The organism is Agromyces sp. NSFZ (genome assembly GCF_056156205.1).
Genome location: NZ_CM149585.1, coordinates 1,446,017 through 1,461,022, shown reverse-complemented (window position 1 = coordinate 1,461,022; position 15,006 = coordinate 1,446,017). Strand labels below are relative to the sequence as shown.

General features: G+C 72.0%; 15 protein-coding genes. 7 read left to right on the top strand and 8 right to left on the bottom strand.

Annotated features, from left to right (window positions below):
• The first annotated feature begins 80 nt into the window (after nucleotides 1-80).
• Genes ACVFI9_RS06860 through ACVFI9_RS06850 form a run of 3 tightly spaced genes read left to right on the top strand, consistent with a single transcriptional unit; the run spans nucleotide 81 to nucleotide 3,151 of the window.
• Nucleotides 81-1,238 (top strand): sensor histidine kinase, encoded by a 1,158-nt coding sequence (locus ACVFI9_RS06860; RefSeq protein WP_474765301.1) that lies wholly within the window; start codon nucleotides 81-83, stop codon nucleotides 1,236-1,238.
• Complete coding sequence (locus ACVFI9_RS06855) at nucleotides 1,235-2,500, top strand: hypothetical protein (protein WP_474765300.1); 1,266 nt, start codon at nucleotides 1,235-1,237, stop codon at nucleotides 2,498-2,500. Before ACVFI9_RS06860 ends, ACVFI9_RS06855 begins: the two co-directional genes overlap by 4 nt.
• A complete protein-coding gene (locus ACVFI9_RS06850; protein WP_474765299.1) occupies nucleotides 2,501-3,151 on the top strand; it encodes a response regulator in 651 nt (216 codons plus the stop codon).
• 39 nt (nucleotides 3,152-3,190) lie between these two features.
• Here ACVFI9_RS06850 and ACVFI9_RS06845 read toward each other — a convergent pair whose 3' ends face one another.
• From ACVFI9_RS06845 to ACVFI9_RS06835, 3 genes are all read right to left on the bottom strand, one after another.
• Entirely contained in the window at nucleotides 3,191-4,441 is a 1,251-nt protein-coding gene (locus tag ACVFI9_RS06845) for an MFS transporter (protein ID WP_474766194.1), read from the bottom strand.
• 118 nt (nucleotides 4,442-4,559) lie between these two features.
• The gene (locus ACVFI9_RS06840) at nucleotides 4,560-4,871 is read right to left on the bottom strand and encodes a thiamine-binding protein (RefSeq protein ID WP_474765298.1); all 312 of its coding nucleotides are present in this window, start codon (nucleotides 4,869-4,871) and stop codon (nucleotides 4,560-4,562) included.
• A 30-nt stretch (nucleotides 4,872-4,901) separates the two neighbouring features.
• Nucleotides 4,902-6,206, bottom strand: a complete 1,305-nt coding sequence (locus ACVFI9_RS06835) for a glycosyltransferase 87 family protein (protein WP_474765297.1) — start codon at nucleotides 6,204-6,206, stop codon at nucleotides 4,902-4,904.
• 185 nt (nucleotides 6,207-6,391) lie between these two features.
• Here ACVFI9_RS06835 and ACVFI9_RS06830 point away from each other — a divergent pair, with 185 nt between their 5' ends.
• The 3 genes from ACVFI9_RS06830 to ACVFI9_RS06820 all read left to right on the top strand — a co-directional run bounded on the left by ACVFI9_RS06830 (nucleotide 6,392) and on the right by ACVFI9_RS06820 (nucleotide 8,894).
• Nucleotides 6,392-7,228, top strand: coding sequence for an ABC transporter substrate-binding protein (locus ACVFI9_RS06830; RefSeq protein ID WP_474765296.1), 837 nt, complete (start codon nucleotides 6,392-6,394; stop codon nucleotides 7,226-7,228).
• On the top strand, nucleotides 7,225-8,100 hold the full coding sequence (locus ACVFI9_RS06825; protein ID WP_474765295.1) for an amino acid ABC transporter permease: 876 nt from the start codon (nucleotides 7,225-7,227) through the stop codon (nucleotides 8,098-8,100). Before ACVFI9_RS06830 ends, ACVFI9_RS06825 begins: the two co-directional genes overlap by 4 nt.
• 62 nt (nucleotides 8,101-8,162) lie before the next feature.
• Nucleotides 8,163-8,894, top strand: coding sequence for an amino acid ABC transporter ATP-binding protein (locus tag ACVFI9_RS06820; protein ID WP_474766193.1), 732 nt, complete (start codon nucleotides 8,163-8,165; stop codon nucleotides 8,892-8,894).
• 13 nt (nucleotides 8,895-8,907) lie between these two features.
• On the opposite strand, the gene ACVFI9_RS06815 is transcribed toward ACVFI9_RS06820, so the two are convergent.
• The gene (locus ACVFI9_RS06815) at nucleotides 8,908-9,753 is read right to left on the bottom strand and encodes an ADP-dependent NAD(P)H-hydrate dehydratase (protein WP_474765294.1); all 846 of its coding nucleotides are present in this window, start codon (nucleotides 9,751-9,753) and stop codon (nucleotides 8,908-8,910) included.
• A gap of 22 nt (nucleotides 9,754-9,775) precedes the next feature.
• Here ACVFI9_RS06815 and ACVFI9_RS06810 point away from each other — a divergent pair, with 22 nt between their 5' ends.
• On the top strand, nucleotides 9,776-10,411 hold the full coding sequence (locus tag ACVFI9_RS06810) for an HAD family hydrolase (protein WP_474765293.1): 636 nt from the start codon (nucleotides 9,776-9,778) through the stop codon (nucleotides 10,409-10,411).
• Nucleotides 10,412-10,426: 15 nt separating this feature from the next.
• On the opposite strand, the gene ACVFI9_RS06805 is transcribed toward ACVFI9_RS06810, so the two are convergent.
• The 4 genes from ACVFI9_RS06805 to guaB1 form a co-directional block, all read right to left on the bottom strand.
• The gene (locus ACVFI9_RS06805) at nucleotides 10,427-10,861 is read right to left on the bottom strand and encodes a VOC family protein (protein ID WP_474765292.1); all 435 of its coding nucleotides are present in this window, start codon (nucleotides 10,859-10,861) and stop codon (nucleotides 10,427-10,429) included.
• 77 nt (nucleotides 10,862-10,938) lie between these two features.
• Nucleotides 10,939-11,976, bottom strand: a complete 1,038-nt coding sequence (locus ACVFI9_RS06800; protein ID WP_474765291.1) for a hemolysin family protein — start codon at nucleotides 11,974-11,976, stop codon at nucleotides 10,939-10,941.
• Nucleotides 11,973-13,301, bottom strand: coding sequence for a hemolysin family protein (locus tag ACVFI9_RS06795; protein ID WP_474765290.1), 1,329 nt, complete (start codon nucleotides 13,299-13,301; stop codon nucleotides 11,973-11,975). The genes ACVFI9_RS06800 and ACVFI9_RS06795 overlap by 4 nt, the downstream gene beginning before the upstream one ends.
• Before the next feature lie 223 nt (nucleotides 13,302-13,524).
• Nucleotides 13,525-14,964 (bottom strand): GMP reductase, encoded by a 1,440-nt coding sequence (gene guaB1 / locus ACVFI9_RS06790; RefSeq protein ID WP_474765289.1) that lies wholly within the window; start codon nucleotides 14,962-14,964, stop codon nucleotides 13,525-13,527.
• Nucleotides 14,965-15,006 lie beyond the last annotated feature (42 nt).

Below are 15,006 nucleotides of genomic sequence, written 5' to 3'. Positions count from 1 at the left end.
ACGGACGGAATCTCGACTACAGTTTCGAGATGACGGGGGCACTCGCGTGCCGGGGTGTGAGACCCTGCTGAGGGGGTGGAGTGAAGCGCATCCACAAGGAACGCGACCGGCTGCTCCGACGCCTGGCGCGGGTCACCGGGTTGGTCGGCGCGGCGAGCGCCTTCGCGTGCATGCTCGTTCCCGGTGTCTCCACCGGCGTGGAGTTCGTCATCGCGGCCCTCACGGGTGCGGCGATCGCCGCCCTCGTCGGCATCCACTCGGCGCGAGGGCTCCTGCTCCCCGCGCTCGGGGTCGTCGCCGTCGCGATCGTGCGCATCATCGCGCTCGGCAGCGCATCGGTCCTCGATCCCGCCACGGTCACGTCGATGGCGATCACCGCGGGCGTCAGCGCGGCCTCGGTCTCGATCACGCTCGTCGTACGTCGCAACGGACCGATCCTCGTCACCGGTCTCCTCGGCGCCGTCCTCGTCGCGGTCTGGATCGCGTCGGCCCGGGGTCACGACCTCCGCGGCGTCGTCGTGACGGCCATCGCCGGGTGGGCGGTGTGCATGACGTTCGGGGCATGGATCGACCGAGCGATCGCCGATGCCTCCGACCGCATCGACGAGGTGGGCCGTGCGCACGAGGCCGAGCGCCTCGCGAGCGAACTCGAGGCGCAGCAGCGCCAGGACGCGCGCGTGCTGCACGACACGGTGCTCGCGACCCTGTCGCTGCTCGCGCACTCGGGCGTCGGCGTGGGTCCGAGCGCCCTCCGGCAGCAGGCCGGCGACGACGCCCGACTCCTCCGCCAGCTCCGCCTCGGGGCACCCCTCGACTCGGGCTCGACGGCCATCTTCTCCCCCGATTCCCCCGCCGACGAACTCGGCACGACGTTCGAAGCGGTGCGGCAGCGCTTCGCCCGCATGGGACTCGACGTGAACTGGCACGGCGCCGGGCAGCTCGCCCTGCCACGCGAGACGCTCGACGCGCTGCTCGGTGCACTCGGCGAATGCCTCGAGAACGTGCGGCGCCACGCCGGCGTGAACGAGGCCGACGTGACCGTCACCGACGACGACCGCACCGTCCGCGCCATGGTCACCGACACCGGACGCGGCTTCGAGCCCGACACCGTCGACGGCGCCCGCCTCGGTTACGCCGAATCGGTCGTGGGCCGGCTCCACACCGTCGGGGGGCGAGCGCGCGTGTTCTCGTCGCCCGGGTCCGGGACGACGGTCATGCTGGAGGTGCCGAAGCCGTGACCGACGAGCCGCTCGACGACCTCCGCGCCCAGCCACGCGCACTCCGTCGCCCCGCGCGGTCCTCGCGGACCGCGCGCGACGTGCGCGAGAGCCACGGCGGCCGGCGCCTCGCGACCGGCATCACGGTCGCTGCCGGGCTCATCGTGCTCGCGCACCTCGTGCACGCGATCGCGCTCGCACCGTACTTCCTGCTGCCGGGTCCCGGTCCGTGGCCGGCCTGGATCGCGCTCGCAGCCGTCGTCGTCATCGGGGCGCTCTCGCGCATCCTGTGGCGCAGCCTTCCCGACTGGCTCTACGTGCTGCTGCTCGTCGCCCTCGCCGCACCGGTGGCACTCGACCTCGTCGCGACCGCCGGGCTGCTGCGGTTCGGCGTCACGCCCACGGCCGCACCCGCGGCGGCCGCCGTGCTGATGCCGGTCGCCGCGATCCGCGGAACGCGCCTCCCGCTCGCCATCGCCGGGATCATCGGCGCGGCGATCGCCATCGAGTCGCTCGTGCAGACGGGTGCCGCGGGGGTCGCGGCCGTCGCCGGAGTCGCCATCGCGGCATCCGCGGTCTTCCCGGTCTTCCTCGTGACGCTCGCGATCGACGGATTCCGGCGGCTGGTCGGCCGGGAGCTCGACCTCTCGCTCGTGCAGAGCACGGTCGGCACGTCCAGGTCGGCCGTCGGCATGCGCGCCTCCGAGGAGCTCGCCCAGCTGGACTTCGACGCCGAGACGCTGCTCGACGACGTCGGATCGGGGCGCATCGCGATCCCGCTGCCCGACGAGGCCGCCGAGCGCGCCGGGTCGCTCGCGGCACGCCTCCGCGTCCGCCTCATCGAGGGACGCACCGACACGTGGCTCCGCCACGCCGTCACGGAGTCGGCGTACCTCAACGATCGCGTCACCGTCGACGATCCGAACGGCTGCGCCGGACTCCTCTCCCAGTCGCAGCGCGACGGCCTCCTGCTCGCCCTGTGGCTCCTCGTGGCCGACCGCCCGAAGAAGTCGGCGCAGCCGATGTCGGCGGTCGTGCGCTGCCGCGAGACGGTCGAGCGCGGCGACGTCGATCCCACCCGGTTCGACATGGCCGTCGAGATCGCCGGCGTCTCCCGCCGACGCGTCGACCCGTCGGCATGGGACGCTATCGGTAGTGTCGGAATCCACGAGGTCGTGCCGGTCGCCGAAGGCTTCCGCATCGACATCGCCTGCAGGGTCGACCCGAACGCCCAAGCAGGCAGCACGTCGGCCCGAGCGGCCGCCAGATCGAGGGGAAGCTGAATGGATGAGAACGGTCCACCCATCCGTCTCGCGATCGTCGACGACCATCGCATGCTGCTGGGCGCGCTCTCGGAGTGGCTGCGTGCCGCGGCATCCGATATCGACCTCGTCGCCGCGGTGGCATCGTGGTCGGAGCTGCTCGCCCACCCCGAGTTCCCGGTCGACGTGGTGCTCCTCGACCTCGACCTCCGCGACAACATCCCGATCTCGCTGAAGCTCTCGATGCTGAAGAGCGCCGGCGTGCAGACGATGCTCATGAGCACGTACTCCGAGCCCGCCGTCGTGCGCGAGGCGCTCGGGGCCGGCGCACTCGGGTACCTCGTGAAGTCCGAGCCGGTCGAGAACATCATCGAGGCGATCCGCGCCGCACGTGTCGGCGAGTCGTACCTCACGCCCGAGCTCGAGGACGCCCTCGCCGACGACGGTGCGGTGCCCAAGCTCTCGGCACAGGAGCGCCGCGTGATGGCGCTGTACGGCGCCGGTCAGCCGGTCAAGGCCGTCGCGTTCCAGCTCGGCATCTCGGAGGAGACCGCGAAGAGCTACCTGAAGCGCATCCGCGAGAAGTACCGCGCGGCCGGCTTCGACGTGGGCACCAAGGTCGCGCTCCGCAAGCGCGCGATCCTCGACGGGATCCTGCTGCAGTCCGACTGAGCGGATGCCGCGGGGTCGCGGTGCGGCGCTGCCCGGCGCTCAGGCGTCGACGACCTCGACGGCCCCGGTGGCGTACGGAAACGACGCGCCGCGCCGCGCCCGCCACCGGTCGAGCGCGAAGGACGCAAGGGTGAGGAGCACGCCGGCGACGGTGAGCAGCAGGCCGATCCAGATCGGGGCGACGTAGCCGAGCCCTGCCGCGATCGCGAGGCCGCCGAGGAGGGCGCCCAGGCTGTTGCCGATGTTCAGCGCCGAGTGGTTCAGCGCCGCCGCGATCGACTGGCTGTCGCGCGCGACATCCATCAGCCTCGTCTGGATCGCCGGCGAGAGGGCGGCGGATGACGCGCCCACCACGAAGACGCCGGTGAAGAGCCCGGCGGGGTTCGCGGCGGTGAACCCCAGCAGCACGAGCGCGCCGGCGAGGACGCCGAAGAACAGGTACATGCTCCGTCGCACGCTCCAGTCGGCGAGACGCCCGCCGAGGAGGTTGCCGATCGTCATGCCCAGGCCGAAGACGATGAGCACGACGGGCACGAGCGCAGGCGGCAGTCCCGTGACCTCGGTCGCGAGCGGCGCGACGTAGCTGTACACCGCGAAGAGTCCGCCGAATCCGATGGCGCCGATGCCCACCGCGAACCACACCTGCGCCCGCCGGAACGCGCCGAGCTCGCGGCGGATGGTCGCGCGAGGGTCGCCGGGCTGCCACGGCACGGCGAGGAGCACCGCGACGAACGTGAGGGCGAAGATGCCGGCGACCGTGAGGTAGGCGATCCGCCAGCCGGCGGCCTGCCCGAGCCAGGTGATGGCCGGGACGCCGACCACGTTGGCGACCGTGAGTCCCGACAGCACGAGCGCGACGCCGCGGCCGCGCTTGCCCGGGCCCATCAGGCTCGCGGCGACGAGCGAGGCGATGCCGAAGTACGCGCCGTGCGGCAGCGCCGCGACGAAGCGCGCTACGAGCACGAGCCCGAAGCTCGGCAGCAGCGCCGACGCGATGGTGCCCATGGTGAAGGCCGTGAGCAGCGCCAGCAGCAGGCGCCGACGAGGCCAGCGCGCGGCGGCCGCCGCGATCGTGGGCGCGCCGACGACGACGCCGAGCGCGTACGCCGAGATCAGCCAGCCCGCCTGCGCGTTCGCGTCTTCAGGGGATGCCGCGTAGAGGCCGGGCAGCAGGTCGGCGGCGATGTCGGGCAGCAGGCCCATCGCGACGAACTCGGTCGAGCCGATGGCGAAGCCGCCGAGGGCCAGCGCGAGCAGCGCGGCACGGATCCGGGCCGGCGAAAGCGTCATCGGCCCGTCGATGGGATGGGTCACCCGACGATTCTCGCACGGATCGAATCGATTCGACGCCGCCGACGAGGCCGTCGACCGGGTCCCCGACCGGGTCCCGGCCCGCCGGACGACGCCGTCAGGCGCGGTCGCCCTCGATCGCGGATTCGAGCCGCTCGATCTTCGCGTCGAGCTCGCCGGAGTAGCCCGGTCGGATGTCGGCCTTCAGCACGAGCGACACCCTCGATCCGTACGCACCCACCGCCTCGGTGGCACGGCGGACCACGTCGAAGACCTCGTCCCACTCGCCCTCGATCTCGGTGAACATCGACGTCGTCCGGTTCGGGAGCCCCGATTCGCGGACGATCCTGACCGCAGCGGCGACGGCGTCGTGCACGGATCCATCGGCGTTGCCGGTGCCGCTCGGGGCGACCGAGAATGCGACGAGCATGGTTCTTCCTCCATGGTTCGGGGCAGCGGTTCAGGCCGGCGACGGATGCCGCGAGCCCGCGTCGCCTCCAGCGTGCCACACGGCGCGCACGCACCACGCGAGGAGCAGCACGAGCAGCACGAACTTGACCGTGAGCGCCAGCACGAGCAGCGGGTGCGCGACGAGCAGCCAGTCGTACCAGTACGGGTAGATGCCCTGCGTCACGAGCGCGATGCCCGCGGCGAGGGACGCGGGGACCGCGAACCGCCGAGGCCGCAGCACGAGCCCGAGGATCACGGGTGCGGCGAGCCAGGTGACGAACTGCGGGGATCCGACCTTGTTGGCGAGCATCAGCACGAGCACGAAGGCGAGCGACAGGGGCGGCAGCAGGCGTCCGAAGGCGGCGCCACGGCGCAGGGCACGCAGGCCCACGAGGAGCACCGCCACCACGCCGAGCACCATGACCGGCGTCGTGAGGGCGGCCGCGACATCCGCCCCAGGACCCGCGATCTGGAAGGTGAGGATCTCGCGGTCGTAGGAGATGCGCATGCCGGGAGCCCCGGCCGCGATCTGCCAGAGCCAGGCGAGCGCCACGGGGGCCTCGATCTGGAGGCCGCGCCCGGCCTGGGCGCCGACGAAGCCGAGCGCGTTCAGGCCGGATCCGGCGATGAGGCTCGCGCCGAGGATCCCGCCGCTCAACGCGACGGCGACCGTGAGGAGGTCGGCGCGCTTGCGCGACGCAACGAGGAGCGCCCCGAGGAGGGCCGCCGGCCAGACCTTCACCCACGCGCCGATCGTGAGGAGCACGGCGGCGACGCGTGGCCGACCCGCCCCCCACAGCAGGCCGGTGATGGCGAGCGGCACCGTGACGGCATCGATGCGCCCGAGGGCGATCGGACCGAGCAGGGCCAGGAAGCCGAGCCAGTACCAGGCCGCGAGGCGGCGCGGGCGCGACAGCCGCCGACGGCCGAGGAGCACCGCGAACGCGAGGGCGTCGAGCGCGGTGACGATGCCGAGCCAGGTCTGGCTGTACCACTCGGGGCCGAAGGCGAGCGCCCCGGTCATCGGTGCGAACGCGAGGATCGGATACACCCACGGCACGTCGATGCCCATGCGCACGTACCCCTCGGCGGCGTTCATCGCCCACACGCGGTAGACGCCCTCGACATCGCCGAGCGGCCAGCCCGGCGCCCGGAGGTTCAGCTGGATGAGCGCGGCGTGCACGAGCGCGAAGGCGATCCAGAGGGCGAGGCGACCGCCGAGGAGTCGCCGCATTCGAGGACCGAACCGGGCTGCGACGCCCGCTGGTTGCGGTGCGGGCGACGTGGATGCCTCGCGAACGCCCCCCTCCGTCATGCCGACGAGCCTAGTCGAGCGTCACAATCCGCCACGCCTCCCACCACGTGCCGGCGGAGTGCGCCATGCTGGAATCCCCGCAACGCATCCCCACCAGCGCCCCCGCATCGCCGCCACGCTCCCGCCCGACCACGCACCCCGCCCGATCACGCACCCCGCACGACCCCGCATCCACGGAGGCCCCGATGAACCGACGCCCGTTGTCCACCCTCGCCGTCCTGGCATCCGCCGCGCTGCTCTTCGCCGGCTGCGCCGCATCCGATGCCGGCAGTGACGCCGGTGACACCGACAGCGACTACGTCACCCCCGGCAAGCTCACGATCGGCACCGGCGAGCCCGCGTACTACCCGTGGGTGCAGGACGACGCACCCGAATCCGGTCAGGGCTTCGAGGCGGCCGTCGCGTACGCGGTCGCCGAGCAGCTCGGCTTCGGCTCGGGCGACGTCGAATGGGTGCGCACCACCTTCGACCAGGCGATCGCGCCCGGGCCGAAGGACTTCGACTTCAACCTGCAGCAGTTCTCGATCACGCCCGAGCGCGCCGAGGCGGTGGACTTCTCGTCGCCGTACTACGAGACCACCCAGGTCGTCATCACCATCGACGACTCGCCTGCCGCCGACGCGACGACCATCGCCGACCTGAAGGGCCTGCTCATCGGCGCGCAGACGGGCACGACGAGCCTCGACGCCGTCGAGGAGGTCATCGCGCCCACCGCGGGCGCGCAGGTGTTCAGCACCAACGACGACGCGAAGCTCGCGCTCCAGTCGGGCCAGGTCGACGCCATCGTCGTCGACCTGCCGACGGCGTTCTACCTCACGGCCGTCGAGCTCGACGGCGGCGAGATCGTCGGCCAGCTGCCGTCGACGAGCGGCGGCGACGAGTTCGGGCTCGTGCTCGAGAAGGACTCGCCGCTCACCGAGAAGGTCTCCGCGGCGGTCGACGCGCTCCGCGAGGACGGCACGCTCGACGAACTCGCCGCGGAGTGGCTGGGCGGCGATGACGCGGCGCCCGTGCTCGAATGACGGATGCCGCGGCATCCGCGGTCGACGCCGCCTGGCGGCCGAGTGAACTCGAACTCGGTCGGCGGGCGTTCCGTCGCCGTCAGACCCTGCGCTCGGTGCTCATCGGCGCCGCATCGACGATCGCCCTGGCGGTGGCCCTCGGGTTCGCCCTCGTGGGCTCGCCCGGCTGGGCGCGCGTGCAGCAGAGCTTCTTCGATCCCGAGGTCGCGCTCGCCTCGCTCCCGCGCGTGCTCGAGGGTCTCTGGCTGAACATCCAGGTGCTCGTCGTGGCGAGCATCGGCGTGCTCCTGTTCGCGCTCGTGCTCGCCACGCTGCGCACGCTCCGCGGGCCGGTGTTCTTCCCGCTGCGGGCACTGTCGGCCGCCTACACCGACCTCTTCCGCGGCATGCCGCTCATCATCGTCCTGTACCTCGTCGGCTACGGCATCCCGGGGCTCGACTTCTTCGAGCGCATGCCCGCCGCGTTCTGGGGCACGATCGCGCTCATCCTCACCTACTCGGCGTACGTCGCCGAGGTGTTCCGCGCCGGCATCGACTCGGTGCACCCGTCGCAGCGCCTCGCGGCGCGCTCGCTCGGGCTCAGCCACGGCCAGACCATGCGCCGGGTCGTGCTGCCGCAGGCGGTGCGGCGCGTGACCCCCGCCCTCATGAACGACTTCGTCGCCATGCAGAAGGACGTCGGCCTCATCTCGGTGCTGGGCGCGGTCGACGCCGTACGGGCGGCGCAGATCGAGACGGCGCATTTCTTCAACTACACGCCGTACGTCGTCGCCGGGCTGCTGTTCGTGCTGCTCGCGTGGCCGACGATCCGCCTCACCGACTGGGTCTCGGCGCGCATGCGTACCCGCGAGCAGGCCGGGAGCCTGGTGTGAGCGGGCTCGGCGGAGCGGCCGGCGTCGGGCGGGCGGATGCCACGACGGCGGGCTCGACGCCCGTGCTCCGGCTCCGTGGCATCCGTCGCGCCTTCGGCGATCGCGACGTGCTGCGCGGTGTCGACCTCGACGTGGCGGCGCACGAGGTCGTCGCACTCGTCGGCGCGAGCGGGTCGGGCAAGTCGACGCTGTTGCGCACCGTCAACCTCACCGAGTCCATCGACGACGGGGTGATCCTCCTCGCGGGCGAGGACGTCAGCGACCCACGCATCGATGCCGACCGCGTGCGGGCTCGCATCGGCGTGGTCTTCCAGCACTACAACCTGTTCCCGCACCTCAGCGTGCTCGAGAACGTCACGCTCGCCTCGCGCCTCGTGCACCGGACGCGCCGGGCCGACGCGGAGCGCCGAGCACTCGAGCTGCTCGACTCGATCGGGCTGGCCGATCACGCCACCGCCTATCCCGACCGGCTCTCGGGCGGCCAGCAGCAGCGAGTCGCGATCGTGCGCGCCATCGCCACCGCCCCCGAGCTGCTGCTGCTCGACGAGGTGACGAGCGCGCTCGACCCCGAGCTCGTCGGCGAGGTCCTCGAACTCGTGCGCTCGCTCGCCGAGTCCGGAACCACCATCGTGATGGCCACCCACGAGATGGCCTTCGCTCGCGACGTGGCCGACCGGGTGGTCTTCCTCGACGCCGGCCGCATCATCGAGGACTCCCCCGCGGCCGAGTTCTTCAGTGCACCGCGGGAGCCGCGCACCCGCGAGTTCCTGGCGCGGTTCCTCCCGCGGGGCTGATCGGGCCGGCGCCTCAGCCCTCGAGGAGCGCGCCCACCACCGACGGCACGGCGGCGGCGATGTCGAGTGCCGTGACCGGTCCGCCGCCCGTGCTCGCGCTGGCACGGCGCGCCGCCTCGCCCTGCACCCATGCCGCCGTCGCCGCCAGCGCCGTGAGCACCTCGGCGTTCGTCGCGAGCTCGCGGTGGTGCGTGGCGGCGAGCGCGCCGAGGATGCCTCCGAGCACGTCGCCGGACCCCGCGGTGGCGAGCCAGTGGGTGGGCGCGGTGACCGTGTAGCGGTCGCCGTCGGGATCGCAGACGTGCGTCACGGCGCCCTTGAGGAGCACTGCGACGCCGAGTTCCCTCGCGGCCCGCTCGGCCCAGCCCCGGGGGTCGGCGCGCACCTCCTCGACGGTCGCCGGGATCTCACGCGCGGTGAGCAGCTTCGCGAGCTCCCGGGCATGCGGGGTGATGACCGTCGGAGCGGTGTGGGTGCCGACGAGATCGAGTCCGCCGGCATCGAGCACGACGGGAACCCGATCGGTCAGGGCGTGCTCGAGGTCGCCGATGAGCACGAAGGGGCGGCGGCCCTGGTCGATGCCCGATCCGACGAGCCACGCCTGCACGCGTCCCGCCACGGTGACGGTCTCGGGACGCTTCGCCAGCACCGCCTGCCGCAGGGCACGCGGACCGATGTAGCGCACCATGCCCACGCCGGCCCGATGCGCGGCCTCGACGCCGAGCACCGCGGCACCGGGGTACTCGGGTGAGCCCGTGACCACCCCGAGCACGCCGCGCGTGTACTTGTCGTCCTCCGCCGTCGGTGCCGCGATCCACTTCGCCGCGTCGACCGCGGTCCACTCCTGCCAGGGGGTCATGCTCCAACGATAGTTTGGGTGGATGCCCCGCGACGTCCCCGCTCCGATCAGCCTCGCTCCGCGTGTGGTGGTCTTCGACTACGGCGAGGTCATCTCTCGCGAGCCGACCGACGCGGACCGCGCCGCACTCGCGGCACGAGCCGATGTCCCGGGCGAGGAGCTGTGGCCCGCGTACTGGGCGCATCGCGAGGGCCTCGATCAGGGCACCGTGTCGATCGCGGAGTACTGGGCGCGCGTCGGCCGCGACGTCGGTGCTCACTGGAGCCCGATCGACGTGCACGAGCTGTGGGCGATCGATCACCGCAGCTGGCTGAGCGTCGATCCGGGCACGCTCGGAGTGCTGCACGCGCTCGTTGCCGGCGGCACGCGCATCGCGCTGCTCTCGAACGCCGGCGCGGACTTCACCGGTTGGCTGCGGTTCGGATCCTTCGCCCCGCTGTTCGAGCGGGTCTTCGTCAGCGGCGAGCTCGGACTGGTGAAGCCGCACGCCGGCATCTACGAGCACGTGATCGGCGAACTCGGCATCACGCCGGGCGAGTTGGTCTTCATCGACAACAAGCCGGAGAACGTCGCGGGCGCCGAGGCCGTCGGCGGTTCGGGCCACGTGTTCACGGATGCCACGGAACTCGAGTCGTGGCTCCGGGCCCTCGCCGCCTGACGCCTCGGCGGCGGCTCAGCCCATGCCCGCCGCGGAGCCGCGGATGCGGGCCGCCATCTCGCGCATCTGCGCGGAGACCTCGCCGATCGCGATGATGTTGCCCTCGCTGTCGCTGAACCAGGCGCCCCGCTCCTCGCCCATCTGCGCGACCCCGTCGACCGTCTTCAGGCCGGGCAGGTCGTAGTCGTGGAACATGACGCCGTGCGTGCGCATCTCCGTCATGTCCCGGTCGAGGTTGTCGGTCACGAGGTTGAAGGCCGTGTTCTGCGCCGTGCCGGCATAGGCGCTCCGGTAGACCATGAGCACCGTCCCCCCGATGTCGTAGAACAACGCCTCGCCGTCGGTGTCCTCGTACACCGGGTCGCGGCCGAGCACATCGTGCCACCACTTGCGCGCGCGGTCGAGGTCCGCTGCCGGGAGGACCGCCGTCGCCATGAGTTTCTCGAACATGATGCTTCCTCAACTCCTCGGGTCGGCGTCATCCTACGCCGACCCGAGTCGAGCCGCATCGGATCCGGGTCGAGCGATCACCCGCGTCGGGTGGCGTCCTGCACCTCGCCGACGAGCTCCTCGATGATGTCCTCGAGGAAGATCACGCCGGTCGTCGCGCCTTCCTCGTCGAACGCCCTCGCCACGTGCGTTCCGAGCCGTCGCATGGTCGCGAGCGCGTCCTCGAGGTCGGTGCCGTCGTAGATCGAGACGAGCCGCCGGACGCGCTTCGCGGGGATGGGGTCGTCGAACTCGTCGTCGTCGAGGTCGATCACGTCCTTGAGGTGCACGTAGCCGTCGGGCTCGCCGTCGTCTCCGCGGATGACGTACCTCGAGAAACCGCGCCGCGCAACGGCGCGCTCGACATCGCCGGGAGTCGCCGTCGGCGGCAGGCTGACGAGGCCGGACATCGGCACCGCGACATCCTTCACCTGCTTGGTGGTGAACTCGAACGCCGCCGTGAGGGTGCCGCTCGCGTCGTCGAGCACGCCCTCGCGGCGCGACTGGTCGACGATCGTCTGCACCTCCTCGAGGGTGAACGTCGAGGTCGCCTCGCTCTTCGGCTCCACGCCGAAGAGCCGCAGCACGCCGTTCGCCGTCGCATTGAGGGCGACGATGATCGGCCGCGAGAGGCGGGCGAGGAACACGAGCGGCGGCGCGAGGATCAGCACCGCGCGGTCCGGCACCGAGAAGGAGAGGTTCTTCGGCACCATCTCGCCGAACACCACGTGCAGGTACGAGACGAGCAGCAGGGCGATGACGAACGCCACGGTCGATACGACGCCCTCCGACCAGCCGGTGAGCTCCAGCGGCACTTCGAGCAGGTGGTGGATCGCCGGTTCCGACACGTTCAGGATGAGCAGCGAGCAGATCGTGATGCCCAGCTGGCTCATCGCGAGCATGAGCGTCGCGTGCTCCATGGCCCACAGCGCGGTCCTGGCCCGGCGGCTGCCCGCCTCGGCGAGCGGCTCGATCTGCGAGCGCCGCGCGGAGATCACCGCGAACTCGGCCCCGACGAAGAACGCGTTCGCGATGAGCAGCAGGAACAGCCACATGATGCCCAGCCAGTCGCTCATCGCGTCTCCTCCTCGACCGAGGGCTGAGTGGGCATCGGCTTCGGTACGAAGCGCACGCGATCGATGCGCCGCCCGTCGAGGCGTTGCACCACGAGGGTGCCCTCCTCGATGGGCACCTCGTCGCCGACGACGGGAAGCCGGCCGAGCTCGGCCATCACGAAGCCGCCGACGGTCTCGTAGTCGCCGTTCTCGGGCACGCGGATGCCGGTGCGGTCGACGAGCTCATCCGGCCGGAGGATGCCGGGGAAGCTGACGATGTCACCGCGGCGCACGATGCCGGCCCGCGTGCGGTCGTGCTCGTCGGCCACCTCGCCGACGAGCTCCTCGACGAGATCCTCGAGCGTCGTGACGCCCGCGGTGCCGCCGTACTCGTCGACGACCACCGCCATCTGGAAGCCGCGGCCGCGCAGTTCGCCGAGCAGTGCATCGAGCTTCATGGTCTCGGGCACCCGGAGGGCCTCCGACTGCAGCGCCGAGGCGGGGACGTCCGATCGCCGCTCGCGGGGCACCGCGACGGCCTGCTTCACGTGCACGAGACCCACGACGTCGTCGAGGTTCTCGTCGTACACGGGGAATCGCGAGTAGCCCGTCTGCCTGGCGAGTTCGAGCACCGCCTCGGCGGACTCCTGGCGCTGCACCGCCGCGATCGCCGGCCGTGGCGTCATCACGTCGGAGGCGTCGTGGTCGGCGAAGCGCAGCGTGCGGCCGAGGAGGGTCGCGGTGTCCTGCTCGAGCAGGCCGGCATTGGCGGAGCGGCGCACGAGCGAAGACAGCTCCTCGGCCGACCTGGCGCCGGAGAGCTCCTCCTTCGGCTCGATGCCGATGGCGCGGAGCATCCCGTTGGCGCTGCCGTTGAGGACCGAGATCGCCGGGCGGAACACCCACGTGAACGCCGACTGGAACGGCATCACGAGCTTCGCGGTGGCGATGGGGAGGGCGAGGGCGAAGTTCTTCGGCACGAGCTCGCCGAGCACCATCGAGAGCAGCGTCGCGATCACGATGGCGGTCGTCGCCCCGACGGGCCGCAGCGCGGCCTCGGGGAGGCCGAGCGCGGTGAGCGGCGCCGCGAGGAGGGAACTGATCGCGGGCTCCATCGTGTAGCCCGTGAGGAGGGTCGTGAGCGTGATGCCGAGCTGGGCGCTCGAGAGGTGCGTCGAGGTGATCTTCAGCGCCGAGATCGTGAGGGCGAGCCGGGTCTCACCCCGCTCCCGTCGCGCCTCGAGGTCGGCGCGATCGAGGTTGACGAGCGCGAACTCGCTCGCAACGAACAAGCCCGTGCCGATCGTGAGGAGGAGTCCGATGCCGAGGAGAACCCACTCAGACATCCGCACCTCCCCGAGCGGTCACGGGCGAGGGTCTATGGCCGGGCGTATTCGCAGAGGGAGGATCGTCCATTGTCCGCCCAGTATATCGGGGCCGTCGCCGCCGTTCCCGAGCCGTAACGAGGCCGTCACACGTCCGTCGCCACTCGACGCGCCGCCCACGCCGCCCGCCACGGCCGTCAGCGTAGCCACGGCGACGACCGGCGGCGCCGAGGCATCCACAGCCCTACCAGCTGACCGGCAACGCCTTGCCCTCCTCGTAGCCGGCGGCGGACTGCACCCCGACGAGGGCCCGCTCGCGGAACTCCTCGATGGTCCGGGCGCCCGCGTACGTGAAGGCGCTGCGCACGCCGGACGTGATCATGTCGAGGAGGTCCTCGAGCGAGGGTCGCAGCGGATCCAGGTAGATCGCCGACGACGAGATCCCCTCGGCGAACAGCTCCTTGCGTGCCAGCTCGTACGGCGAGAGCCGGTCGAACCGCTCGCGCACCGCCTTCGTCGACGCCATGCCCCAGCTCTCCTTGAACAGGCGGCCGGATGCGTCGCGCCGCAGTGCTCCCGGCGCCTCGATCGTGCCGGCGAACCAGGAGCCGATCATGACGGATGCCGCGCCCGCGGCGAGCGCGAGCGCCACGTCGCGCGGGTACCGCACGCCACCGTCGGCCCACACCTTCGCGCCCAGCTCTCGCGCCGCCTCGGCGGTCTCGAGCACCGCGGAGAACTGCGGGCGCCCGACCGCGGTCATCATGCGCGTGGTGCACATGGCGCCAGGGCCGACGCCGACCTTGAGCACGTCGGCGCCCGCCTCGACGAGGTCGGCGACGGCGTCGGCCGTCACGATGTTGCCGGCCACGATCGGCACGCCGAGCCCGAGGTCCCGCACGATGCCGACCGCGCGGATCATCCCGTCCTGGTGCCCGTGCGCCGTGTCCATCACGAGCATGTCCACGCCGGCGGCCACGAGGGCGCGCGCCTTGGCGGCGACATCCCCGTTGATGCCGACGGCCGCGGCCACCCGGAGGCGGCCCTGCGCGTCGACGTTGGGCCGGTACAGCGTGCCGCGCAGCGCGCTGCGCCGGCTCAGCGTGCCGACCACGCGGCCGTGCTCCATGACGGGGGCGAAGTCGAGTCCGGCCTCCACCATGAGATCGAACGCCCGGCGCGGCGTGTCCACGTCGTCGGCGTCGAGCGAGGTGAGGTCGCCGTGCACGAGGTCGCCGAGCCGCGCGTCGGACAGCGCCGTCGCGAGCCGTTCGGCGGTGATGCATCCGAGGAACTGCCCGCGGGCGTCGTGCAGCACGACGCCGTGCCCCGGCACCGGCGGGAGCACCTCGAGCGCGTCGGCGACGGAGTCGTCGGGGTCGAAGTCGTGGGGCGTGTCGAAGCGCGGCGACTGCGACTTCACCCAGCGGATGGCGGCGTCGAGGTCCTGCAGGTGCAGGTCCTGCGGCAGCACACCGAGGCCCCCGCGCCGCGCGAGCGTCGCCGCGAGCCTCGGGCCGGTGATGGAGTTCATGTTCGCCGAGACGAGGGGGACGGATGCCCCGGACCCGTCGTCGGGGGCGAGCGAGACGTCGAGCCGGCTCGTGACGCCCGATCGGCTCGGCACGAGGAACACGTCGGAGTACGTGAGGTCGTGTCGCGGCGTCGTCCGGTAGAACTCCATGGCCATTACGCTACCCGCCGCAACCGGGGGACCCAGTCTCGC